Origin of the sequence: Streptomyces axinellae (assembly GCF_039532135.1) — a bacterium.
Classification (GTDB): domain Bacteria; phylum Actinomycetota; class Actinomycetes; order Streptomycetales; family Streptomycetaceae; genus Streptomyces; species Streptomyces axinellae.
Map to the genome: position 1 here is coordinate 214011 of NZ_BAAARJ010000002.1, position 21326 is coordinate 235336.

General features: G+C 71.3%; 19 protein-coding genes and 1 pseudogene. 10 read left to right on the plus strand and 10 right to left on the minus strand.

The features are described from left to right. Positions 1-116: 116 nt before the first annotated feature. The gene (locus ABD339_RS03350) at positions 117-803 is read right to left on the minus strand and encodes an SDR family oxidoreductase (protein ID WP_344561924.1); all 687 of its coding nucleotides are present in this window, start codon (positions 801-803) and stop codon (positions 117-119) included. A 112-nt stretch (positions 804-915) separates the two neighbouring features. On the opposite strand from ABD339_RS03350, the gene ABD339_RS03355 reads away from it, so the two are divergent. Together ABD339_RS03355 and ABD339_RS03360 are read left to right on the plus strand one after the other, a co-directional pair. Further along, positions 916-1476, plus strand: coding sequence for a TetR/AcrR family transcriptional regulator (locus ABD339_RS03355; RefSeq protein WP_344561926.1), 561 nt, complete (start codon positions 916-918; stop codon positions 1474-1476). A gap of 696 nt (positions 1477-2172) precedes the next feature. Then, complete coding sequence (locus ABD339_RS03360; RefSeq protein ID WP_344562331.1) at positions 2173-2769, plus strand: dihydrodipicolinate synthase family protein; 597 nt, start codon at positions 2173-2175, stop codon at positions 2767-2769. Positions 2770-3015: 246 nt separating this feature from the next. On the opposite strand, the gene ABD339_RS03365 is transcribed toward ABD339_RS03360, so the two are convergent. Then, complete coding sequence (locus ABD339_RS03365) at positions 3016-3915, minus strand: dioxygenase family protein (protein ID WP_344561928.1); 900 nt, start codon at positions 3913-3915, stop codon at positions 3016-3018. Between the two features lie 250 nt (positions 3916-4165). On the opposite strand from ABD339_RS03365, the gene ABD339_RS03370 reads away from it, so the two are divergent. After that, positions 4166-4510 carry a hypothetical protein gene (locus tag ABD339_RS03370; RefSeq protein WP_344561931.1) on the plus strand — a complete coding sequence of 115 codons (345 nt, stop codon included), beginning with the start codon at positions 4166-4168 and terminating at the stop codon, positions 4508-4510. A gap of 98 nt (positions 4511-4608) precedes the next feature. On the opposite strand, the gene ABD339_RS03375 is transcribed toward ABD339_RS03370, so the two are convergent. Beyond that, positions 4609-5826: a beta-ketoacyl-[acyl-carrier-protein] synthase family protein gene (locus tag ABD339_RS03375; RefSeq protein ID WP_344561933.1), complete on the minus strand. Its 1218-nt coding sequence runs from the start codon at positions 5824-5826 to the stop codon at positions 4609-4611. 199 nt (positions 5827-6025) lie between these two features. Here ABD339_RS03375 and ABD339_RS03380 point away from each other — a divergent pair, with 199 nt between their 5' ends. Both ABD339_RS03380 and ABD339_RS03385 read left to right on the plus strand, forming a co-directional pair. Next, positions 6026-6700 (plus strand): class I SAM-dependent DNA methyltransferase, encoded by a 675-nt coding sequence (locus tag ABD339_RS03380; RefSeq protein WP_344561934.1) that lies wholly within the window; start codon positions 6026-6028, stop codon positions 6698-6700. 270 nt (positions 6701-6970) lie between these two features. Further along, entirely contained in the window at positions 6971-7309 is a 339-nt protein-coding gene (locus ABD339_RS03385) for a hypothetical protein (RefSeq protein ID WP_344561936.1), read from the plus strand. Positions 7310-7413: 104 nt separating this feature from the next. Here ABD339_RS03385 and ABD339_RS03390 read toward each other — a convergent pair. Next, positions 7414-8133 (minus strand): annotated as a pseudogene (locus ABD339_RS03390) (alpha/beta fold hydrolase); the annotation flags it as partial. 158 nt (positions 8134-8291) lie between these two features. Between ABD339_RS03390 and ABD339_RS03395 the strand changes: the two are divergent. Both ABD339_RS03395 and ABD339_RS03400 read left to right on the plus strand, forming a co-directional pair. After that, positions 8292-8684: a winged helix-turn-helix transcriptional regulator gene (locus ABD339_RS03395; protein ID WP_344562333.1), complete on the plus strand. Its 393-nt coding sequence runs from the start codon at positions 8292-8294 to the stop codon at positions 8682-8684. Between the two features lie 188 nt (positions 8685-8872). Continuing rightward, on the plus strand, positions 8873-9832 hold the full coding sequence (locus tag ABD339_RS03400; protein WP_344561938.1) for an alpha/beta hydrolase family protein: 960 nt from the start codon (positions 8873-8875) through the stop codon (positions 9830-9832). A gap of 194 nt (positions 9833-10026) precedes the next feature. Here the strand turns inward: ABD339_RS03400 and ABD339_RS03405 are convergent, their stop codons facing one another. The 4 genes from ABD339_RS03405 to ABD339_RS03420 all read right to left on the minus strand — a co-directional run bounded on the left by ABD339_RS03405 (position 10027) and on the right by ABD339_RS03420 (position 13952). Beyond that, positions 10027-11304, minus strand: coding sequence for a glycoside hydrolase family 18 protein (locus ABD339_RS03405; RefSeq protein WP_344561939.1), 1278 nt, complete (start codon positions 11302-11304; stop codon positions 10027-10029). A gap of 253 nt (positions 11305-11557) precedes the next feature. Continuing rightward, entirely contained in the window at positions 11558-11794 is a 237-nt protein-coding gene (locus ABD339_RS03410) for a non-oxidative hydroxyarylic acid decarboxylases subunit D (RefSeq protein WP_344561940.1), read from the minus strand. A gap of 57 nt (positions 11795-11851) precedes the next feature. Further along, complete coding sequence (locus ABD339_RS03415) at positions 11852-13276, minus strand: non-oxidative hydroxyarylic acid decarboxylases subunit C (RefSeq protein ID WP_344561942.1); 1425 nt, start codon at positions 13274-13276, stop codon at positions 11852-11854. Further along, on the minus strand, positions 13266-13952 hold the full coding sequence (locus ABD339_RS03420; protein WP_344561944.1) for a non-oxidative hydroxyarylic acid decarboxylases subunit B: 687 nt from the start codon (positions 13950-13952) through the stop codon (positions 13266-13268). The genes ABD339_RS03415 and ABD339_RS03420 overlap by 11 nt, the downstream gene beginning before the upstream one ends. Before the next feature lie 175 nt (positions 13953-14127). Here ABD339_RS03420 and ABD339_RS03425 point away from each other — a divergent pair, with 175 nt between their 5' ends. Then, positions 14128-15201 carry a helix-turn-helix domain-containing protein gene (locus ABD339_RS03425; protein WP_344561946.1) on the plus strand — a complete coding sequence of 358 codons (1074 nt, stop codon included), beginning with the start codon at positions 14128-14130 and terminating at the stop codon, positions 15199-15201. On the opposite strand, the gene ABD339_RS03430 is transcribed toward ABD339_RS03425, so the two are convergent. Then, positions 15173-17764 carry a SpoIIE family protein phosphatase gene (locus ABD339_RS03430; RefSeq protein ID WP_344561948.1) on the minus strand — a complete coding sequence of 864 codons (2592 nt, stop codon included), beginning with the start codon at positions 17762-17764 and terminating at the stop codon, positions 15173-15175. The two genes, ABD339_RS03425 and ABD339_RS03430, sit on opposite strands and share 29 nt — an antisense overlap. A 795-nt stretch (positions 17765-18559) precedes the next feature. Here ABD339_RS03430 and ABD339_RS03435 point away from each other — a divergent pair. Beyond that, entirely contained in the window at positions 18560-19093 is a 534-nt protein-coding gene (locus ABD339_RS03435; RefSeq protein WP_344561950.1) for a hypothetical protein, read from the plus strand. A gap of 293 nt (positions 19094-19386) precedes the next feature. Further along, a complete protein-coding gene (locus tag ABD339_RS03440; RefSeq protein WP_344561952.1) occupies positions 19387-19914 on the plus strand; it encodes a hypothetical protein in 528 nt (175 codons plus the stop codon). 75 nt (positions 19915-19989) lie between these two features. On the opposite strand, the gene ABD339_RS03445 is transcribed toward ABD339_RS03440, so the two are convergent. Next, positions 19990-21174, minus strand: a complete 1185-nt coding sequence (locus ABD339_RS03445; RefSeq protein ID WP_344562335.1) for a MalY/PatB family protein — start codon at positions 21172-21174, stop codon at positions 19990-19992. Positions 21175-21326: the final 152 nt, after the last annotated feature.

Consider the following 21326-nt stretch of genomic DNA (forward strand, 5'->3'; position numbering starts at 1 on the left):
CCCTGACTCGTCCGCACAGGGACGGGATCTCCGCCCGCTCGGACTCTCCGGTACGAGATACTTTCTGGTATTCACCGCTGGTTCATGACCCCTCACGCCGATGCGGCGGGCACGCCTCACGCCGCGTTCGGCGAAGTGGCCAGGCTCCGCTTCACGTGCCGGGTGGTCTCGTCGGCGAGGACCTCGGGCAGTCCCCGCTCGACGCCGGACAATGCCTGGGCAGCGACCTCGGCGGGGTCGGCCTTCTGATCGGCGGGAACGCCGACGGCCATGTCGGTGTCCATGTATCCGACGTGCAGCGCCGTGACAGTGATGCCGCGGGGCGCCAGTTCCTCCCGGGTCGCTCCGGTCAGCGCCCATGCCGCGGCCTTCGCCGCGGCGTAGGCGCCGAGGTCGGCCGGGTGCAGCCAGGACAGGACCGACAGCACGTTGAGCACAGCGCCGCCGCCGTGGGACTCGATGACCGGGGCGAAAGCCCGCGTCACGGCGAGCGGGCCGAAGAAGTTCACCTCCATCTCCAAGCGCGCCGCGTCCGGGCTGCCCGTCATCAGGGGCGTCCCGGTGGAGATGCCCGCGTTGTTGACCAGCAGCGTCGTGTCGGAAGCGGTGCGGGCCGCCGCCCGGACCGACTCCGCGTCCGTCACGTCGAGCCGCAACGGGATGACACCCGGAAGGTCCATCCCTTCGGGGCGACGGGCCGCCGCGTACACCTTGGCCCCGCGTTCCACGAGCTGGGCCGCCAGATGCCGTCCGAGCCCCCGGTTGCCGCCGGTGACCACTGCTACCGCGTCCTTCAGTTCCATGCCCACTCCCCATGCCACGGCCGCCGTCAAGCGACCCAAATTAGATTACGGACACAATCTAAACACTGGTCTAAGATAGATGCCAGTCGACATCCAAATGGGGAGGTGGCCGATGGGCCGCGTATCGCAGGCGCAGGCGGAGGAGAACCGCCGGCGGGTCATTGAAACCGCGTCCCGCCTGTTCCGGGAACAGGGGACCCACGTCAGCGTCGCCGACATCATGAAGGCCGCCGGTATGACCCACGGCGGCTTCTACAAGCAGTTCGCCTCCAAGGAGGCACTCATCGACGAAGCCACCGCCCGCGCGTTCGGCGAACTCGCCCAGCACCACAAGGACGGGCTCGACCAGTACGCCGGGCAGCGCGACGCCGCCCAGCGGGCACTGATCGACACCTACCTCTCCGCCGAGCACCGCGACAGCGCGGCAGAGGGGTGCCCCGTCGCCGCACTCGCCACCGACATGGCCCGCGACGGCGGAGAAAGCGAGGCCCGCCGGGTCTACACCCAGGGAGTGGGCGACTTCGCCGACTGGCTCGACATCAAGGACCAGGACGGCCTCACCCGGCTGTGCACCATGCTCGGCGCACTCGTCCTGTCCCGGGCCACCAAAGGCTCGCCGCTCTCCGAGGAGATCCTCACCACCGCACGCGAGGCACTGACGGCCACCAACTGACCGGAACCACCGTGCGGGGCGGCACGCCGCAGGAATGGTGGCCTCTTCGCACCCGGTCGTCATCCACTTCTCGTAAACGACTCTCCGCGTTGCCCCTCGCTCCCGCACGCCCGGTCTTCCTGGGTGGCCACCGACGCGATCGTCATCTGGACCACCGAGTGACTACGGCCTCGCGGTCACCGCGCCGCGCCGGGCCGGGCGACCCCTCGCGAGGACGACCTGCCGGCACACATCTGGCCCAGCCACCACGCCAACGTCCACTTTTACGGCACCCACACGGTGGACATCGACGGCGAGGTGTCCACGCTCGATGCCGACGGCCGCTGTGGCTACCCGCCCGGGGCTGACCTCTGACTGCGCGGCTCACGGCGGCCGGATCGTTCGGTCCTGCTGGGCGCGGTGAGGCGGCTCGGGCCCTGGTTCCCACGCCGACGAGGGTGGTGGAGCTGGATGCGGCCGGTTTCAGGTGGGGCGGCGGATGGCCTGTATGGCGGTGTCGTAGAGGTCGAACAGGTCCACCTGTCCGCCCAGGCGTACCCATTCCTCGTTGGCTGCCTGCAGGCAGGTGATCGCTGCGGCTGCGCTCGCGCGGGCTCGCAGGGCGCGGCGGTCGGAGTCGGGCAGTCGCGGCTCGATCAGCGGTGTGAACAGGGCTTGCCAGCGGGCTTGTTTCTCGGCGTGGCCGGCACGTAGGGAATCGTTGCCGAACAGCAGCGTGATGAACTCCAGGCGCGCTACGTCCGCGCGGTCTCCGGGGCCGCGGACGTGCCTGTCGTCCTCTACCAGCGCGGTGCGGCGCGGCTGACGGAGCAGACCGCCGCCGAGGCCGCCGCGCTGCCCAACGTGGTGGGGATCAAGGACGGTGTCGGCGATCGGGAAGAGATGGCGCGCATCGTCCAGTCGGTGCGCGCGCTGCCCGGGGGCGAGGACTTCCTCCTCTTCAACGGCCTGCCGACCGCCGAGGTGAGCATGCCCGACTACCGGCGCATCGGCGTCGAGTTGTACTCCTCGGCCGCGTTCGCCTTCGTCCCGGAGGTCGCCACCGCCTACCACCGCGCCCTCGCGCAAGGCGACGAGACCCTGGTGAGCACCCTGCTCACGGAGTTCTTCGAACCGCTGGTCGCGCTCCGCGACGAAACCCCGGGATTCGCGGTGTCGCTGGTCAAGGCCGGTGTGACACTGCGCGGGCTGAACGTCGGCGGTGTCCGGGCCCCGCTTCTCGACCCCGAGCCGGCGCAGCTCGCGCGGCTGGCGGAACTCATCGACAAGGGATTGCAGGTGGTGGAAGCGTGAGCGCACACTCCCCGACCGATACCGGTACGCCTTCCCCGCAGGCGTCCGGCAGCCCGGCCCGTGCCGCAGGCAGCCCGGCCCGTACGGCCGGCGGCCCTGCCCGTGCCGGGGAAGGCTCACGTATCCGGGAGCTGATCGTCACTCCCCTCGCCTTCCGCGACCCGCCGCTGGGCCGTCCGTACGGCGTCCGTGCGGCGTCCGTGCGGCGTCCGAACGGCGTCCGAACGGCCGCGTGGACGGTGGCGCTCACAACGCCTCTTCGCGGGCCAGGACGATGTCGAACCTGACTCGCGCCCAGTCGCGTTCCAACAGGCGGCCGTCCGGGGCCGGTGTGCCCGCTGGGCGCCGCACGAAGTCCTTGACCAGGGACTCCTTCACCCCGAAGACACTGTCCGCGCCCAGGTGTTCGTCTCCGCTTACGAAGATGTGCGTCACCAGTCGGCGCGCGCCCGGGGCGGTCACCATGAAGTGCAGATGCGGGGCGCGCACCGGGGAGCGGCCGGCCGCCTGGAGCAGCTGCCCGACGGGGCCGTCGTGCGGGATCGGATACGGCGTGGGGGTGAGCGCCCAGAAGCGATAGCCGCCGTCGTCGCCGGTGAAGAGGTGGGCCCGCGCGGCGGTGCGGCCGTCGCCGTACTGCACGTCGTAGAAGCCGTCGTCGTCGGCCTCCCACACCTCGATGCGCGCACCGGGCACGGGTCTGCCGTCGGTGTCACGGACGGTGCCCTCGACCCAGCACGGTTGCCCTTCTGCGCCGTTGGAGATGTCGCCGCCGTGGTCGATGCGTGGCGAGCCCTCGGTGAAGAACGGGCCGAGGACGGTGGCTTCCGTGGCGGCCCCGTGCGCCTCGTCGTTGACCGTGATGGTCTGCGTCGAGGCGCCCAGCACGTCGGACAGGAGGATGAACTCCTGTCGCCTGCCGTCGGTGATGTGGCCGACGGCGGTGAGGAATTCGATGGCCTTGTTCCACTCGGCCTCGGTGAGCCGCACCTCGCGCACCACGGCGTGCAGGTGGGTGACGAGCGAGCGCATGATCTCGCCGAGGCGGGTGTCCTCGCAGGTGTCGAACGAGCGCAGCACGCGCTGTACGAGATCCTCCTCGCGGGCCCGCTGCCCGGCGGAGACGACGTCACGGTTGAGGGTCATCGCAGCTCTTTCCTTCCCTTGTTCATTCTTTCGCGGAAGGCGGCGAGCCCGGAGAGCACAGCGACAGGGCACGGTGCTTCCCCTCCTGGCCCGCGCGTTCGGTGGCGCTGATCGTCCGGTGCGGCGGACGGCGGCCGATCACGGTCGGCTGCCCGCGCGCCCTGTACTCGCTGTAGCCCCTGCCTATGCTCAGTGGGAGCCTGCCACCGGCGCCGCGATCACAACGTCCGGGGGCAGGCATCCTGTCGGGGTGACTGCTCCGCACACTCCCCCGCTTGTCACCGACGACTGCGGCAACGCCCTGGTCTCCTTCATCCGAGAAGCGGAGGACAAGCCGTCCAGCCGCGCACCGCTGCCCGTCGCGCTGGTGGCCCTGTGGCACGGCAATCGCGTGCTGATGGCCTTCGACCGGCTTCTTCGCCCTGGCCGGATTCTGTCCTCATCCGTATCCCTCACGGCGTCAGGGCCGAGCTGCCAATGGACCGATGTCCGTCGGCAGTTGCGGGAAGCGGCCGGGCCGGCGGGATCACCCGTTCCAGCGACGGCTACGGACGGCTACGGACGCGAGGGACGACGAGCCGTGCATCCGGCGTGACAGTCCGGCGTGCCGTCCGGCGAGACAGTCAGGGGTTCGTCGTCGGGCGGCTCATCGTCATGGGTGCTCGTCTCCCAGGGCTGCCCTGGGGCTCGCCGTCACGTGGTGAAGACGAGGCTGACGTTGTGTCCGCCGAACCCGAACGAGTTGGCCAGCGCGGCGGACCACCGGCCGGTGCGCCGCTCACCGCGCACCACGTCCACTTCCACGCGCGGGTCGAGTTCGTCAAGGTTGCGGGTGACCGGCACGGCGCCGTCCCTGAGCGCGAGCAAGGCGGCCATGGCGCCGATCGTTCCGGAGGCGCCGATCATGTGACCTGTCATCGACTTCGTCGCCGTCACCGCGGCGTGGCTGCCGACCGCCCGGCCGATCGCCTCGGCCTCCGCCAGGTCACCGGACTCCGTCGAGGTGGCGTGGGCGTGCACGACCCCGATGTCCGACGGGTCCAGTGCCGCGTCGCGCAGCGCCAGTCGCATGGCGTAGGTCTGGCCGTCCGCGTCGGATGCCGTGATGTGGTCCGCGCTCGAACTCACGGCACTGCCGGCCAGCGCGCCGTGGGTGCGTGCGCCACGGGCCCGGGCGAACTCGGCGCGTTCGAGCACCATCATTCCCGCGCCCTCGCCCATCACGAACCCGGACCGCTTGACGTCGAACGGGCGGGAGACGGCCTCCGGGTCGGTGGACTGCGTGGAGAGTGCCTTCATCTGGGCGAACGCCGCGAGGGTGAAGGGGTGCAGGCATGCCTCCACGCCGCCCGCGACGACCACGTCCGCCCGCCCGGCGCGGATCAGATCCTGCGCCAGGGCGAGGGCCTCCGCCCCGGACGCACAGGCGCTCACCGGGGTCCTGGCGCCGCCCTTCGCGCCCAGGTCCATACTCACCCAGGCGGCAGGCCCGTTCGGCATCAGCATGGGGACCGCGAACGGCGACAGCCGCCGGATCCCGGCGCGTTCGAAGAGGTCGTCCTGACCCAGCGTGGTGAGGACGCCACCGGTCCCCGTACCGATGACGACGGCGATCCGCTCCGGCTCGGCCTGCGGAGCACCGGCGTCCTGCCAGGCTTCGCGCGCGCTGAGGAGGGCGATCTGCTCGCCCCGGTCCAGCTTGCGGGCCTCGGGCCTCGGCAGCAGGGAGGCGGGGTCCACCGTGAGCCCGGCCGCGACGTGCACGGGCAGGTCAGCGGCCCACTCCTCCTCCAGCGAACGCACCCCGGACTTGCCGTCCAGCAGGCCCGACCACGACGACGGCGCATCGGCTCCCAGCGGCGTCATCGCACCGAGGCCCGTCACCAGCACTCCACGACCATTACGGGTCACAGGAACTCCTCCATTTGTATAGGTATTACACAGCGCCTGAATTGCCTCCTGGGGATCATGCCAGCACCCAGAACGGACACCAGGGAAGGAAGCGACCGACCCGGAGGGGAGAAATTGTGCTACTCCAACAATGGAGTGAGCTGAGACGGGAACGCACGCAGCCGATACGCGGACGCGCTCCTCCCGTTAGGGTCCACGGGTGAGCGAACTCGACACCTTGCACGCCACCCGCGAGGCATACGACGCCATCGCGCCCACCTACGCGCAGATGTTCCACGACTCCCTGAGCGACCGCCCGCTGGAGCGCGCGCTGCTGAGCGCCTTCGCGGAGCTGGTGCGTACGAGCGGTACGAGCGGCGGCGGTGCGGTCGCGGACCTCGGGTGCGGGCCGGGTCACCTGACCGCCCGTCTCCACGAGTTGGGGCTGGATGCCTTCGGCGTGGACGCCTCCCCGGTGATGATCGAACTCGCTCGCGAGGCCGGCTCCGGGCTGCGGTTCGAGGTCGGTTCGATGGCCGCGCTGGACATCGAGGACGGCGCGCTCGGCGGGGTGCTCTCGCGGTGGTCCGTCATCCACACCCCGCCGCGGGACCTGCCGCCCCTCCTGGCCGAGATCGCCCGGGTCCTGGCTCCCGGCGGACACCTGCTGATCGAATTCCCCGCCACCGACGGCCCGCACATCGAGACGCAGAGCTACGACCACGCGGTGACGACGGCCTACCGCTGGTCCCCCGACCACCTCGCCGGCCTCCTGCGCGATCAGGGGCTGGTGGAGTCGGCCCGTACGGTGATCGAGCCCAAGCCCACCGACCGGCGGCAGTTCCAGGAAGTCCTGCTCCTCGCACACAAGGAGCAGGCGCGGACGCGGACGTAGGCGCGGACGCGGACGTAGGCGCGGACGTAGGCGCGGACGCGAACGTAGGCGCGGACGTAGGCGCGGGCGCGAACGTAGGCGCGGACGCAGGCGCGGACGCGGACGTAGGCGCGGACGCAGGCCGGGAAACCTCCCGGCGCCCGCCGCCCGGACCCCGGCCCCTCGCCGAACCGCCGCACTTGAGGAGCCACGCCATGACCGCTCCGCGCCCCTCCCCAGTGGTCTGCCGAGGGGGTTTGCCGAGGTGCCGGGAGCGGACAGGCTGAGGCCATGCCTCGCCGAATCATGTTCGTACAGCTCAAAACGGGCTACGACACCGATCGCGGACCCTCGTGGATCGGGTGGGTGGACTTCTCCAAGACCTGGAGAACGGCCTACTTCCAGGGGCGGACGCTGCGCCGGGCCACGGGGCTCGGCCTGTCCGACGCGAACTTCCGCGACATCGACACCCATGAGGATTTCTGGATCTCCGGGCCGAAACGCGACCGCAGCGACACCCGGTACGGGCCAGAACCGCCGACCGTCGAGGAGGACGCGGCAGACGCCTACCGGGCGTTTCTTCAGGGGGCGCCGCTTCCTGGCCGGGAGAACGGCAAGGACCCGGCGTGAGCCGCTACAGCACTTGAGCCGCTACGGCGCCGCGGCGCGGCAGGCCGGGCTCCGCACCGGCGAGGAGGCGGCGGCGCCAGCCGGTGCCAGTGCCGTGACGGATCGAGCTTGAGCAGTAGTCCGGTGAGTTCGGACGGCATGGTGATCATGCAGTCGTGGCCGGTCGGCAGCTCCCACACCTGCGCGGGAGAGCCGTTGGGCTGCACCGGGGGTACGGGGCGCCGGGGGATGCCGGCCGGTTTCGCGCCGACGCAGTGGATGTGGGTGCGCGAGATCGCGTGCACGGCCGGGTTGTCCAGCCGGACGGGCTGCTGGAGGCAGCCCACCGGCTGGTCCGAGAGCATCGAGCGCAGCCACGCGACATCTTCGGGGTCTGTGACCCCGAACAGGCCGAAGGGGTAGGGCTGTTCGGGCAACGGCGGAATCCGCCAGCCGCTGTCGGACTTCTCGGCGAGGTCGATCAGGTTCCGGGTGGCGGGCTGGACGTCGGCCGCGGTTTCGCCGTCCTCGGGGACCATCGCGTCGAGGTACACCAGGTGCGCGATCCGCTCCGGCACCTGGTTGGCCACGGACGAGATGACCAGCCCCGCGTAGCTGTGGCCCACGAGCACCACGTCGGCGAGGTCCTCATCGCCGATCAGCCCGGCGATGTCGGCGACATGGGTGTCGAGCCCCACCTCGGGCCCGAGCAGGTGCGCCTTGTCGCCGTAGCCGGTCAGCGACGGGGCGAGCACGCGGTGCCCGGCGCGCTCCAGCAGCGGAATCACCCGCTCCCAGCACCGCCCGCTGTGCCAAGCGCCGTGTACCAGCAGAAATGTCGCCATGGTGGTCCGGTCTTCCTCTTGCGGGTGGGACGCGCAGGTCACAGACGGTTCCCCTTCGCGCCTCGGTACTCTTTGAGAACCACCACCATGGTGATCCACCGCTACACACAGGGCAATAAGGCACATTTCAGTGCCCCGGTTCTCCGGAGGTAACCGTGATCGCGAAGAACAGCGGGCCGGAGTCCGCACAGGCGCAGGACGCACAGCCGCAGGACGCGTGCCGGACCCGTGAAGTGCTCGACATCGTCGGGGACAAGTGGTCGCTTCTGGTCGTCCGCACCCTCAAGGACGGGCCGCTCCGCTTCACGCAGCTCAAACGGTCCATCGACGGGATCAGCCAGCGCATGCTCACCGTGACCCTGCGCGGCCTGGAGCGCGACGGAATCCTGAGCCGCACCGTGCACAACGTCATGCCGCCGCACGTCAGTTACGAACTCACCCCGATGGGCGCGACGCTCCGGGACGCCACCGCGCCGCTGCTGGAGTGGAGCATCGCGCACCTGCCGCACATCGACGCGGCCCGCGCGGAATACGACACCCGGCGCGCCTAGGGCCTGCCCGCGAAGGCCCGCCGGGGAGGGCGAGGAGCCGCCCGGGGCGCCCGTCAGCGGCGCATTGACGAATCGGAACGTCGCTCCGTATATTTTTCGGAACGACGTTCCGCTTCACGTGTGACGGAAGACGAACGCCCCCGACCACCCATGCCCCCGCCAGGCGCCTCCGAAGGGACACCCACCTCATGAGTGCAGCGACCGCAGCAGCCGGCACCCCCGGCCCGCCCTCCCCCGTGCTCTCCATCAGCCCCGTGGTGCTGGCGGCCCCCGGCCGCGCCGTGGACCTCCAACTGCGGGTCTCCGCACCCACGATCGGGGACAAGCTGCCGGTCATCCTCCTCTCGCACGGGCAGGGCCCCTCGAACCACCTCTCCTCGCTGAACGGCTACGCGCCCCTCGCCAACTACTGGGCGGCACACGGCTTCGCCGTCATCCAGCCCACCCACCTCAGCTCCAGAACGCTGAACCTGGCTCCCGACACCCCCGGCGCTCCGCTGCACTTCCGCTCGCGGGCCGAGGACATGACGCGCGTCCTCGACGGGCTCGACGCCATCGAGGCCGCCGTCCCGCAGCTCGCCGGGCGGCTGGACCCGGGCAAGGTCGCCGTCGCCGGACACTCGATGGGCGGGCACACCGCGAGCCTGCTGCTGGGCACCCGGCTCACCGATCCGCAGGACGGCACGGAGGTGAACCTTGCCGAGCCCAGGATCACGGCGGGTGTGCTGCTCGCCGCACCCGGCCGAGGGGGTGATGCCCTCACCGCTTCCACGGCCGAGAACTTCGCCTTCTTCTCGTCCACGGACTTCTCCGGGATGACGACGCCCGCGCTCGTGGTCGCGGGCGACAAGGACGCCTCCGCCCACCTGACGGTCATGGGCCCGGACTGGCACGCCGACCCGTACCATCTCGCCCCCGCGCCCAAGACCCTGCTCACGCTGTTCGGCGCGGAGCACGGGCTCGGCGGGGTCTCCGGGTACGACGTCGCCGAGACCACGGACGAGAGCCCCGAGCGCGTGGCCGCCGTCCAGCGGCTCACCTGGGCCTACCTGCGCTCCGAGCTGTACCCCGGGGAGTCCGCCTGGCAGGCGGCGTGCGAGGAACTGACGTCAGGCCCCGGCGCGGTCGGCCGCGTCGAAGCCAAGTAGCGGCGCCGACAGGCCCGGTGACGGGGCATCACCCTCGCCGGGACGGTTCTGGAACGGATGAGGCCCCGCGGTTTCTCCCGGTTCGGGGAGTAACCGCGGGGCCTCGCACGCGAGGTGCCGCGCTGAGCTTCCGCTCTGCCGCTTCGGCCGTCCTGCCGGGCGTGCCCGACAGGACGGTCTACCGGTCTACCGGCTTACTTGACGGCGTTGAGCAGCTCGCTGTTCTCGGTGTCGCCGCTCAGCTCCCAGACGAAGGCACCGCCGAGCTTGTTCGTCTCGGCCCAGTCGGCCTTGGCGCCGATCGTCTCCGGAGTGTCGTAGCTCCACCACTCGTTGCCGCAGTGCGCGTAAGCGGTGCCACCGACCTTGCCGGTGGGCGGGCAGCGGTCCTTGAGGACCTTGTAGTCCTCGATGCCCTGCTCGTACTTGCCCGGTGCCGGACCCGTCGCCGTGCCGCCGGGCGCGTCCTGCGTCACTCCGGTCCAGCCCCGGCCGTAGAAGCCGATCCCGTACAGGAGCTTCTCGGCGGGGACGCCTCTGAAGATGTAGCTGGCGATGGTGGACTTCATGTCGAACAATTTCTTCGGCGTGCCCTCGTAGGTCTCCAGCGGCGAGTGCGGCGCCGTGGGACCCTGGGCGTCGAAGGCGCCGAAGTAGTCGTACGTCATCGGCAGGAACCAGTCCACGTACTCCGAGGCCGCCTTGTAGTCGGTGGCCTCCATCTTCCCGCCCTTGGTGCCGTCGGCGGTGACCGCGGCGGTGACCAGCTTGTCCTGGAACTTGCCGCGCAGCGCCTTCAGCAGGTTCGCGAAGGCGTCCTTGCCGCTGGTGTCACAGCCCAGACCGCACGCGTTCGGGTACTCCCAGTCGATGTCGATGCCATCGAACAGGCCCTTCCAGCGCGGGTCGTTGAGCAGGCTCGCGCAGGAGTCGGCGAACGCCTCCGGGTTCTTGGCCGCCTCGGCGAAGCCCTGGGACCAGGACCAGCCGCCGAAGGACCACAGCACCTTCAAGTTGGGGTGCTTCTTCTTCAGCTTCATCAGCTGGTTGAAGTTGCCGCGAACCGGCTGGTCCCAGGTGTCCGCCTGGCCGTCCACGCTCTGGTCGGCGGTGTAGGTCTTCTCGTAATCGGCATAGCTGTCGCCGACGGCGCACTTGCCGTCCTTGACGTTGCCGAAGGCGTAGTTGATGTGCGTGAGCTTGTCAGCCGCGCCCGAGGTCTCGATGTTCTTGACGTGGTAATTGCGCTGGTAGACACCCCATTCGGTGAAGTAGCCCACCTTCTTCTTGCCGTTCGTCGGCGTGTCGGCCGCGGCGGTCGCCGTCTGCTTGTCCACGCCCGAGTTGTTGGCCGTGAGCAGTGCGGCGGCCAGGGCCGCGGCGCACAGCGCGCCGAGCAGGGCGGCGATCCCGCGCCGGGGCAGGCGCAGGCGTCTGGTGGAGGAAGAGTGTTCTCTGTCAGGTCGGAGCATGGTCACCTCACGTGTGGGGTGCGTGGGATACGGGGATTCGTACCGCTCATCGTTCCGGGGGTACGGGGAAGGCCCGAGCCCGCAATGGTCCGATCCAACCCCGTACTTGGAACGCCCTCCAATACGGCCGAGATCACCGACCGGTTCACATCTGAACGACCTGACTGCCCACGGACACCTCACGGACACCCGTGGGCTGCTCCTCCCGGCTGATCACCGGGTCCGGCGGGGTGCCGTTTCACTCGTCACCGGTTCAACCGGTGACGAGTGGCGGGACCGCCGGGACCTCGACGGCCCCGGCGATCTCCTCCGGGGTCATCCGGAAGGTCTCGGGGTAGTGCTCCCGCCGCGTGCGCCGGGCCGGTTCGGTGGTGCGGAACGTGTAGAGGCACTGCCGGCACTGGAGCACCTCCCAGACATCCGGCACGGGAGAGGCCGCCAGGGTGCCGAGTTGCTCGAACGCGCAGCGGGGACAGATCTCATGGCTCATGGGACACCTCTGTTTCTCGGGGGTTCGGGTCTGCTGCTCGGGATTCGGGGGCCCGGTTCAGCGGGCGGCCAGCAGCGACCGGAGACGGCTGGTCCACTCGGCGGTCTCCGGCAGGTCCTTGGCGGGAGTGCTGAAGTTGCCGCGGTCGTCGGGGTGTACCGGCGTGGTCGCGTCAATGATCATCTTGCTGGTGATGCCCGCCGGGCTCGCGGCGGGAGCCAGTTCGAGAACCGAGAGGTTGGGGATGACGACCACATCGTCCCGGGGATTGACCTTGGCCGACTGGGCCCACAGCACCTGCGGCAGGTCGAAGGGGTCCACGTCCTCGTCCACCACGATGACCTGGGAGACGTAACCGAGGCCGTGCGGCGTGGTCATGGCCCGCATCGCGACCGCCTTGGCGAAGCCGCCGTACCGCTTCCTGGTGGAGATGATCACCAGGAGTCCGTGCGTGTACATCGCGTTGACCGCCTGCACCTCGGGGAACTCGGCCCGGAGCTGCTTGAGCAGCGGAACGCAGGTGTTGGGGCCCACCAGGTAGTCGCACTCGGTCCAGGGCATGCCGATGTAGAGGGACTCGAAGACGGGCCGGGTCCGGTAGGAGACACGCTCGATTCGGACCACCGGCATCCGCCGGCCGCCCGAGTAGTGCCCGGTGAACTCCCCGAAGGGGCCCTCGATCTGACGCACCCGCGACTCGATGACGCCCTCGATGACCACTTCGGCACCCCACGGCACATCGATACCGGTGTGCGGCGCCGTGGCGATCGGCAACGGTGCGCCGCGCAGCGCTCCCGCCATCTCGTACTCGGACTGGTCGTAGGCCATCGGCATGCCCGAGACGATCGGGATCACCGGGTCGTTGCCGAGCGTGATGGCGACCGGCAGGTCCTCGTCCCGTTCCTCGGCCTTGCGCAGGTGCTGGGCGATGTCGTGCATCGGCACCGGCTGGATGGCCAGCCGGTCGGGACCGGTCACCTCCAGCCGGTAGGTGCCCAGGTTCTGCTTGCCGAAGTGCTCCGGGTCGTCGGGGTCGCGGGAGACGACGGCGGCCTTGTCCAGGTAGAAGCCGCCGTCGCCGTCGTTGAGCCGGAAGAGCGGGAGGATGCGGAAGAGATCGACGTCGTCGCCGGTCACGGTGTTCTCCCGCCAGGGCGCGTCCGCGCGCCGCTCGGGCGTCACCGGGAAGGCGTCCCAGCGGCGGGCGAACTCCTCCACCTGCTCCTTGGTCGAGGTCTCCTTGGGCAGACCGAGCGCCAGGGCGTGATTGCGCCAGGAGCCGTGCACGTTCAGCGCGATCCGGGCGTCGTCAAAACCCTTGACGCGGTCGAAGTAGAGCGCCGGCGCGCCCTCGCCGATCCGCCCCGCGGCGTTGGCGGCGGCGGCCAGGTCCGGTTCGGGAAGCACCTCTTCACCGATGCGGAGAAGCTGTCCCTCCTCCTCCAGAGTGTCCAGAAACGTACGCAGATCGTCATGAGCCATGGCGGACTCCTTCTCGTTCGGTCAGGGGCGCGGCGGCGCCGTCGTCGGGGCGGGGCGCGGCGGGGCGCGGCGAGGCATCGGGGCGGAGCGCGGTGGGAGCGGCACGGCGGGCGGAGCGCAGGCCGGGCCAGCGCCTGGCCGTCGGGGCGGGCAGCTCGAACTGGTCGAGGACGCGGGCCACGAGGTGGTCGACGATGTCGTCAACGGTGGCCGGATGGTTGTAGAAGGCGGGCATCGGCGGCACGATGCGCACGCCCATCCGGGCCAGCGTGAGCATGTTCTCCAGATGGATCTCACTGAGCGGAGTCTCCCTGGGCATCAGCACCAGGCGGCGATGTTTCTTGAGCACCACATCGGCGGCGCGCGCCACCAGACCGTCCGCGTACCCCGCCCGGATACCGGCAAGCGTCTTCATGGAGCAGGGGGCGATGACCATGCCGTCAGTGCGGAAGGAACCGGAGGAGACGGCCGCCCCCTGGTCCTCGGGGCCGTAGTGCACGTCGGCCAGCGCGGCGACCTCCCGCGCCGAGCGCCCGGTCTCCAGTTCGATGGTGGTACGTGCCCAGCGGCTCAGCACCAAGTGCGTCTCGACGTCCGGGAGTTCGGCGAGCCGCTCCAGCAGCCGCACGCCGAAAACCGCTCCGGTCGCCCCGGTCACCCCCACGATCAATCGCATCCCGCTCCCCTCCACTCCGTCCGTCTGCCAGTTCGTCCATCTGCCAGTTCGTCCGTCTGTCTGTGTGTGCGTCCCGTCCGACGCTAGGAGCCGTCCGGCGCCCGGCAGCGGTACGCTCGGGACTCATGATGGGGAAAATCGGACACACCGGGGGCGGCGGCACCGGAGCGCCCCCGTGCCCGCGCTGACCCCCGGGCGACGGCCCCGGGCGGCGCGGGGCGGGCGGGCACCGGCCGGGGCGCTGACGGGGATCACCGATGTCGCCTACCGGCCCTCGCTCTCCGCCCCCATCGGCATGGACGTACTGGACACCGCCGAGCTGCGGGCCCGGGGCCGGCGGCGGTCCCTCGACCTGGCCGCACCCCAGCGCCCCGGCTTCCACCACCTGATCCACGTACCACCGGAGGGCACCGCGCTGCCGCACACCGTGGACTTCTCGGACCACGTCATCGAGCCGGGCGGCTGGCTGTGGATCCGCCCCGGCCAGGTGCACCAGTACGCGCGCGGCAGCGGGGCCGCGGGCGACGAGCCCCCGGCGGACTGTGTGCTGGTGATCTGGCAGCCCGGGTTCGTCCCCGCCGAACCGCCCTACGAACGCGACCCGCTGGTGCCGAGCGGCCCGCACGCCGAGGCCGTCGGCATCGCCCTGCGCCACCTCACCCACGAATACGCCGACCTGGCCGCCATCCCCCTGGACGCCCACATCGAGGCCCTGCGGATGCTGCTGTCCGTGCTGCTGATGCGGCTCGCGCACGCGCGCCCCGCCGCCCCGCCGAGCGCGCGGCCGGAGGGCCCCTTCCGGCGCTTCGAGGCCGCCGTCGAGCGGGACTTCGCCCGCACCCACCGGGTCGCCGACTACGCCGCCGCGCTCGGCTACAGTCCGCGCACCCTCACCCGTGCCACCCGGGCGGCCACCGGCCGCAGCGCCAAGACCTTCCTGGACGACCGGATCCTCCTGGAGGCCCGGCGGCTGCTGGTCCACACGGAGGCGCCGGCCTCGGAGATCGCCCGCCGGCTGGGCTTCGGGGACCCGGGCGACTTCAGCAAGTTCTTCCGCGCCCGGGACGGCCGCACCCCGCTGGCCTTCCGCGCCGCCGCACGCGGCACCACGCCCGCCCCGGCCCGCGGCACCACGCCCGCCCCGGCCGGCGGTACCGCATCCGCCCCGGTCCGCGGTACCGCATCCGCCCCGGTCGGCGGCCACGCACACGGTCCACGGGCTAGGCGAGGGCCAGCTCCGCCCAGATGATCTTCCCGGTGGCCGTGTGGCGCGTCCCCCACCGCTCGGCCATCTGCGCGACCAGGAAGATGCCGCGCCCGCCCTCGTCCATCTCGGCCGCGTACCGCAGATGGGGCGAGGTGCTGCTGGCGTCGGAGACCTCGCAGAAGAGGCTGTGATTGCGGATGAGCCGGACCCGGATGGGCGGCGCGCCGTAGCGGATGGCGTTGGTGACCAGCTCGCTGAGCAGCAGTTCGGCGGTGAACCCCGCCTCCTCCAGACCCCACGCGGCCAGCTGCTCACTGGCGGCGGCGCGCACCTGCTCCACCGCCGCCGGGTCGGGCTCCACGTCCCACTGCGCGACCTGGTCGGCGTGGAAGAGCCGGGTGCGCGCCACCAGCAGGGCCACGTCGTCAGCCGGACGGCTGGGCAGCACGGTCTCCAGGACCTGCGTACACGTCTCCTCGGGGGTGGGGCCGCTGCCCACGAGTGCCCGGCGCAGGAGGTCGAGGCCGACGTCGATGTCCCGGCCGCGCTCCTCGATGAGACCGTCGGTGTAGAGGACCAGCCGGCTGCCCTCGGGCAGCTGCCGTCCCGCCGCCTCGAAGCGCACATTCGCCCCCATGCCGAGGGGCGGGCCGGGGGGCAGGTCCACGAATTCCACCGCCCCGTCCGGAGTGATCAGCGCGGGCGGCGGCTGTCCGGCGCGGGCCATGGTGCAGAACCCGCCGATCGGGTCGTAGATCGCGTACAGGCAGGTGGCTCCCGAGACGGGGGTCCGGCCCTGCGAGGTCTCCTCCTGGTCGGCGCGGGTGACCAGCTCGTCCATCCGGGCGAGGAGTTCGTCGGGCGGCAGATCCAGTGCCGAGAGGGTGTGGATGGCGGTGCGCAGGCGGCCCATGGTGGCGGTGGCCTGGAGGCCGTGCCCCACGACATCGCCCACCACCAGCGCGACGCGGAAGCCGGTCAGCGGGATCACGTCGAACCAGTCGCCCCCGATCAGGGCCTGGGCCGGCAGGTAGCGGTGCGCCACCTCCAGCGCGGGGTGGGTGATCTCGGCGCGGGGGAGCAGGTTCTCCTGGAGTGTCACGGCGGTGGCGTGCTCCCCGGCGAAGCGGCGGGCGTTGTCCACGCCGAGCGCGGCCAGCGCGACGACCTCCTGGGCGAGGAAGAGGTCCTCCTGCCCGAAGGGTTCCGAGCCGGGACCCCGCCAGAAGTTGACCATGCCCAGCAGCACTCCGCGGGCGCGCAGCGGGACGAGGACCAGGGAATGGATCCCGTAGTCGATGACGCGGCGCGCCTGCTCCTCGCCGACCGCCGCCCACGCACCCGAGGCGTCGCGCAGGTCTGCCATGAGCACGCCGTGCCCGTCGCCGTGCACCCCGGCCTCCGGCGTGGTCGGCGGCAGGTGGAGCCGGGTGCCGGCCGGGAAGAGCGGGTGGTCGTCGCGGACGCCGTGCACCGCTGCCCGGCGCACCGGGACCAGCCCGTGGACGGCGACCGGCTCCTCTCCCCGCAGCACCGGCTCCACCAGATCGACGCTGGCGAAGTCGGCGAGCCGTGGGACCACCACCCGCACCAGCTCCTCCGCCGTGCGGGTCACATCCAGTGTCGTGGCGATGTCGGCGGCGGCGTCGTAGAGCAGTTTCAGGTGCTTGCGGGCGGTCTCGGCCTTGCCGGTGAGGGCCTGTAGCTCGGTGGAGTCGCGCAGGGTCGCCACCGTGCTGCCGTCGGCCCCGTGGTCGTCGGTGCGGCGCTGGTTCACGGCCAGCAGGCGGTCCCCGACCATCAGCATCTCGTCGGTGGCCTCCCGCCCCGAGGTCAGCAGCGCCGCCGTACGCGAGGGCAGTCCGAGCTGGTCCACGTGGCGGCCCTCGACGTCCTCCGTCAGCCCCAGCAGCCGCCGCGCCTCGTCGTTGGCCAGCGTCAGCCGCCGCTCGCCGTCCACGATCAGCACGCCCTCGCGTACCGCGTGCAGCACCGCGGCGTGGTGCTGGTACTGGCGGGCGATCTCGGCCGGGTCCAGGCCCAGCGTCTGGCGGCGCACGCGGCGCGCCAGCAGTACCGACCCGATGGTGCCGACGACCAGCGCCAGCACCGCGAGCCCGGCCAGCATGGGGATCTGGCTCGTGGTCTCAGCGCTCACCCGGTCCAGCAGGATGCCGACCGAGACGAGGCCCACCACCCGGCCGTGGTCCTTGATCGGCACCACGGCGCGCACGGACTTGCCCAGCGTGCCCCGGTAGATCTCGGTCAGCTGCTTTCCGTGCTGGGCCGGGCCGATGGTGCCGCGGAAGCGACGCCCGATCTCGGCGCGGTTCGGGTGGGTGAAGCGGATCCCGGCGGGGCTCATGAACACCACGGAGGTGGTCCTGGTGTCCTCCTGCACCCTCATGGCGGCCGGTTGCAGGGCGCGGGTGGGATCGGCGGACTGGACGGCGCTGATCGCCCCGGGTGACCGGGCGAGCGTACGGCTGATGGCCAGCACCTTGTCGCGGCTGTCGGCGTTGGCGGCCCGGATCGTGGAGGTGATGCTCACCGCCGCGCCGATGCCGACGACGATCACGAGGACCACGACCTGGAACAGCAGCATCTGCCCTGCCAGACGCCACCCACCCCGTGCGAGGCCAGGTCCCATGTCGTCACGCCGCTCTCACTCGCCGGAAAAGCATAATTTGTCCCGATAGTCACCTTAGCTACTGGCAATCCTTATACGGATACACGTGAGCGGCCCCGCTGGCGACACCCGCGCGAGGGACGGGCAGGAGGCGGGGCAGGGGGCGGGCCGGGCGTGGGGAGGGGAGGGGAGCGGCCGGGACGAGCCAGGGCCGAAGCCGGGGCCGGGCGGAGACGGAGCGAGCGCGGAGAGCGCGGGGGCGTATGCCCGGGGCGCGCGGGCGGCCGGCCCCCGGGGCCGGCCCCGGCCGGGGAGGGGGAGCGACCGCGACGGGAAGGCCCTCCCGGGCCCGCATCCCCACCACGTGCGGGCCGCCGTCCCACGCGGCGCCCCACGCGGCGCCCCACCCGGCACCGGACCGGGCCGGGCCGGGCCGGGCCGAGCGCGACCGGCCGCACACCTGGCACGTGTCGTGGCGCGCGACCGGAGTGCGGGCCCTCTTCACTCCGCCAGCCCTCCCCACGGTGCGCGATCCCCCGAACTCGCCACCAGGCAGGTCGCGTTGAGCACACCGCACGGCTCTGCCGCGTCCGCGAGCCCGGAGCGGACGCACGGCGGCCCGCCCCGCGGGCGCCCCGGGACGGACTCGCACAGAAGCACGGCGAACGCGTACAACCCCTCCCCGACTCAAGGTGTCTTACTGGGTATCCGGCGCATCGACCACATGCCTCGGATGTCAATTTTCATGGTGAAAGAGGGGGAAATATCCTTATGCGTTCGACTCGGTACGCGAAGGGCGCGCTCGTCGCCGCCACCTGTGCACTGGTGCTCGCCCCGGCCGGTGCGGCCTACGCGGGCAGCGGTCCGGCCACCGGACCGTCCAGCAAGACCCTCACCCGCACCACCGCCCCCTCCCCCGAGGGGAACCCGGCCAGCAAGGTGGCCAAGGCGGCCGGCGTGTGTGACGACGCGGTGGCCATCGGCACCACGGGCCTGATCAAGCGGAACGGCACGACGATCGCCTCGGTCAAGCAGTTCTACTCGAAGAAGTGCAAGACGAACTACGGCTACGTATGGGTGTGGGAGAGCTTCCGCAAGACCGCCAAGCCCTACGACGTGACCACCGGCGTCTACGACTACACCGGCGACAAGACCGTCGGTAAGACGGCGTGGAAGGCCACCACGAAGCAGGAGTTCTGGTCCGAGCAGGCGAACACCGTCGATCACTGCACCTCCGGTGTCGGCACCCTGCGTCCGGCCGGTGCACCGCAGGCACTCCAGGCGTTCTCGCAGAAGCGCTGCTGAGCGGCGTCCGGCAGCGCTGAGCGGCATCCGGCGCGGCCGGACCCACCACCGGCAACACCGGGGGCCGGGCACCACTTTGGTGGCGCCCGGCCCTTTCGCTGCCCACGGGCCCCGTACGACACCTCCGTACGACACCTCCGCACGGGGTCCTTTGCGGCAACCCCCTGTACGGCGCCCGGCGCGACCCGCCGGAGCCGCGTCAATGCTCATCGACGGTGACGCCTGATCTTACTGTGATGTTCCGGTCTGACCTTTATGTCCGGAAACCCAGTTCTTCCTCAAGGAGAAGATCCATGCGCACCCCTGTGTCATCGAAGGGCGGCCTCGTGGCCGCCGCTTGCGCGCTGGCCCTGCTGCCGGCCGGCGCCGCCAGCGCGGGCGAGGCCCCGGCGCCTGCCGGGCACCGCCAGCTGATGCACTCCCAGGCGACGCCCGACGGCAACCCGTCCAGCCGTGCGGCGCAGGCCGCAGGCGTCTGCAACGACGCCTACCAGATCGGCAAGACCGGCCACATCAAGCGCAACGGCCAGATCATCGGCTCGGTCAAGCAGTTCTACTCGAAGAACTGCCACCGCAACTACGGCTACCTGTGGGTGTGGAAGAGCTTCCGCGACAAGCACCGCGACTACTCCACCAACATCGCCGTCCACGACTTCCGTACGAACGAGCTGGTCGGGCTCCGCAGCTGGAGCAAGACCCACCAGCAGGAGTTCTGGTCCTACCCCGCGGACACCGTGCGCCACTGCACCGCGGCGCGTGGCGTCATCCGTGCGCCGGGTGACAGCAACCAGAACTACGCGTACTCCTCGAAAGTCTGCTGAACTCGAAGGTCTGCTGAAGCCGACCGCGCCGAAGGGGCCCGCGACCGCCTGCCGGTCGCGGGCCCCTCGCGTTCCTCACACGGCGGAGGCCATCCGCCGCACCGCCTCCCGCAGGATCTCCGGCGAAGTGGCGAGGTTCAGCCGGGCATGGCCCGCGCCTCCCGTGCCGAACGCGGGCCCGGAGTTGAGCGCCACGCGCCCCCGCTCCAGGAAGGCCGCCGCCGGGTCGTCCCCCAGGCCCAGGCCACGGCAGTCGAGCCAGGCCAAGAAGGTGCCCTCGCCCGGGATGCAGCGCACCTCGGGCAGGTGCCGTGCGAGCAGTTCCGCCAGCAGGGCCCGGTTGTCCGCCAGACCTGCCAGCAGACTGTCGAGCCAGCCGGTGGCGTGCCGCAGCGCCGCCGCGTGGGCGATGATGCCCACGTGGCTGGGGCCGTGGCTGACCTCCTCGGGCAGGGCGGCCAGCTCCTCCGCGGCGCCGCTGCCCGCGACGGCCAGCGCGGCTTTCAGCCCGGCGAGGTTCCACGCCTTGGAGGCCGACATCAGCGAGAAGCCCGTCTCGCCGCCCGGCACCGAGAGATACGGCACGTGCCGCGCTCCGGGCAGCACCAGCGGCGCGTGGATCTCGTCGGCGACCACCCGCACCCCGAAGGCGCCGGCCAGCGCCGCCACCTGCGCCAGCTCGTCGGCGGTGTGCACGGTGCCGGTCGGGTTGTGCGGGCTGCACAGCAGGTAGGCGGCGCGGCGTCCGCCCCCGGTGGCGCGGGTGAAGGCGCTCTCCAAAGTGGCCGGATCCAGCCGTCCGGCGGCGTCCAGCGGGGCTTCGACCACTCGCCGGTCCATGTGCGTCACGAACTGGTAGAAGGGCGTGTAGACGGGGGCGTTGACCACCACCGCGTCGCCGGGCGAGGTGACCAGCTTGAGCATCTCGACGACGCCGAGCATCACATCGGGCACGAGCGCCGTACGGGATGCCGGAAACTCCCAGTCCCAGCGCCGCCGGGCGAATCCGTCGAGAGCGTCGGCGTACTCGTCCGGGCCCGCCGGGTATCCGGTGTCCCCGCGCCGCAGCGCCTCCTGGACCGCTTCGGCCACCGGTTCGGCTACCGGCACGTCCATCTCGGCCACCCACAGCGGCAGCACGTCCGGATCGTAGGCGCGCCATTTGGCGCTCGTGCGGCGGCGCAGGTCCTCCAGGGTGCACCGGGTCAGCGGATTGGGCGGCCGTCCGCCCGGGGTGTCCCGATCTGCCTGGTCGTCCATGCCGGTGGTGCGCAACTGTCCCTCTCTCTCCTGACGTGCCCGCACCGGTACCAGTACCACTACCAGTGGCCGGGCGGTGTACGTACATGGCCGGGCTGCCTGCGGTACGGCCGCGCGGACCTCCCTGGCCGCGTCGGTGGCCCTGGCCGTGG

Coding starts and splice junctions, on each gene's coding strand:
- ABD339_RS03350 (WP_344561924.1), bottom strand. CDS start 803: ATGGAACTGAAGGACGCGGTAGCAGTGGTCACCGGCGGCAACCGGGGG.
- ABD339_RS03355 (WP_344561926.1), top strand. CDS start 916: ATGGGCCGCGTATCGCAGGCGCAGGCGGAGGAGAACCGCCGGCGGGTC.
- ABD339_RS03365 (WP_344561928.1), bottom strand. CDS start 3,915: ATGACCCTCAACCGTGACGTCGTCTCCGCCGGGCAGCGGGCCCGCGAG.
- ABD339_RS03385 (WP_344561936.1), top strand. CDS start 6,971: ATGCCTCGCCGAATCATGTTCGTACAGCTCAAAACGGGCTACGACACC.
- ABD339_RS03400 (WP_344561938.1), top strand. CDS start 8,873: ATGAGTGCAGCGACCGCAGCAGCCGGCACCCCCGGCCCGCCCTCCCCC.
- ABD339_RS03405 (WP_344561939.1), bottom strand. CDS start 11,304: ATGCTCCGACCTGACAGAGAACACTCTTCCTCCACCAGACGCCTGCGC.
- ABD339_RS03410 (WP_344561940.1), bottom strand. CDS start 11,794: ATGAGCCATGAGATCTGTCCCCGCTGCGCGTTCGAGCAACTCGGCACC.
- ABD339_RS03415 (WP_344561942.1), bottom strand. CDS start 13,276: ATGGCTCATGACGATCTGCGTACGTTTCTGGACACTCTGGAGGAGGAG.
- ABD339_RS03420 (WP_344561944.1), bottom strand. CDS start 13,952: ATGCGATTGATCGTGGGGGTGACCGGGGCGACCGGAGCGGTTTTCGGC.
- ABD339_RS03430 (WP_344561948.1), bottom strand. CDS start 17,764: ATGCTGCTGTTCCAGGTCGTGGTCCTCGTGATCGTCGTCGGCATCGGC.
- ABD339_RS03435 (WP_344561950.1), top strand. CDS start 18,560: ATGCGTTCGACTCGGTACGCGAAGGGCGCGCTCGTCGCCGCCACCTGT.
- ABD339_RS03440 (WP_344561952.1), top strand. CDS start 19,387: ATGCGCACCCCTGTGTCATCGAAGGGCGGCCTCGTGGCCGCCGCTTGC.
- ABD339_RS03445 (WP_344562335.1), bottom strand. CDS start 21,174: ATGGACGACCAGGCAGATCGGGACACCCCGGGCGGACGGCCGCCCAAT.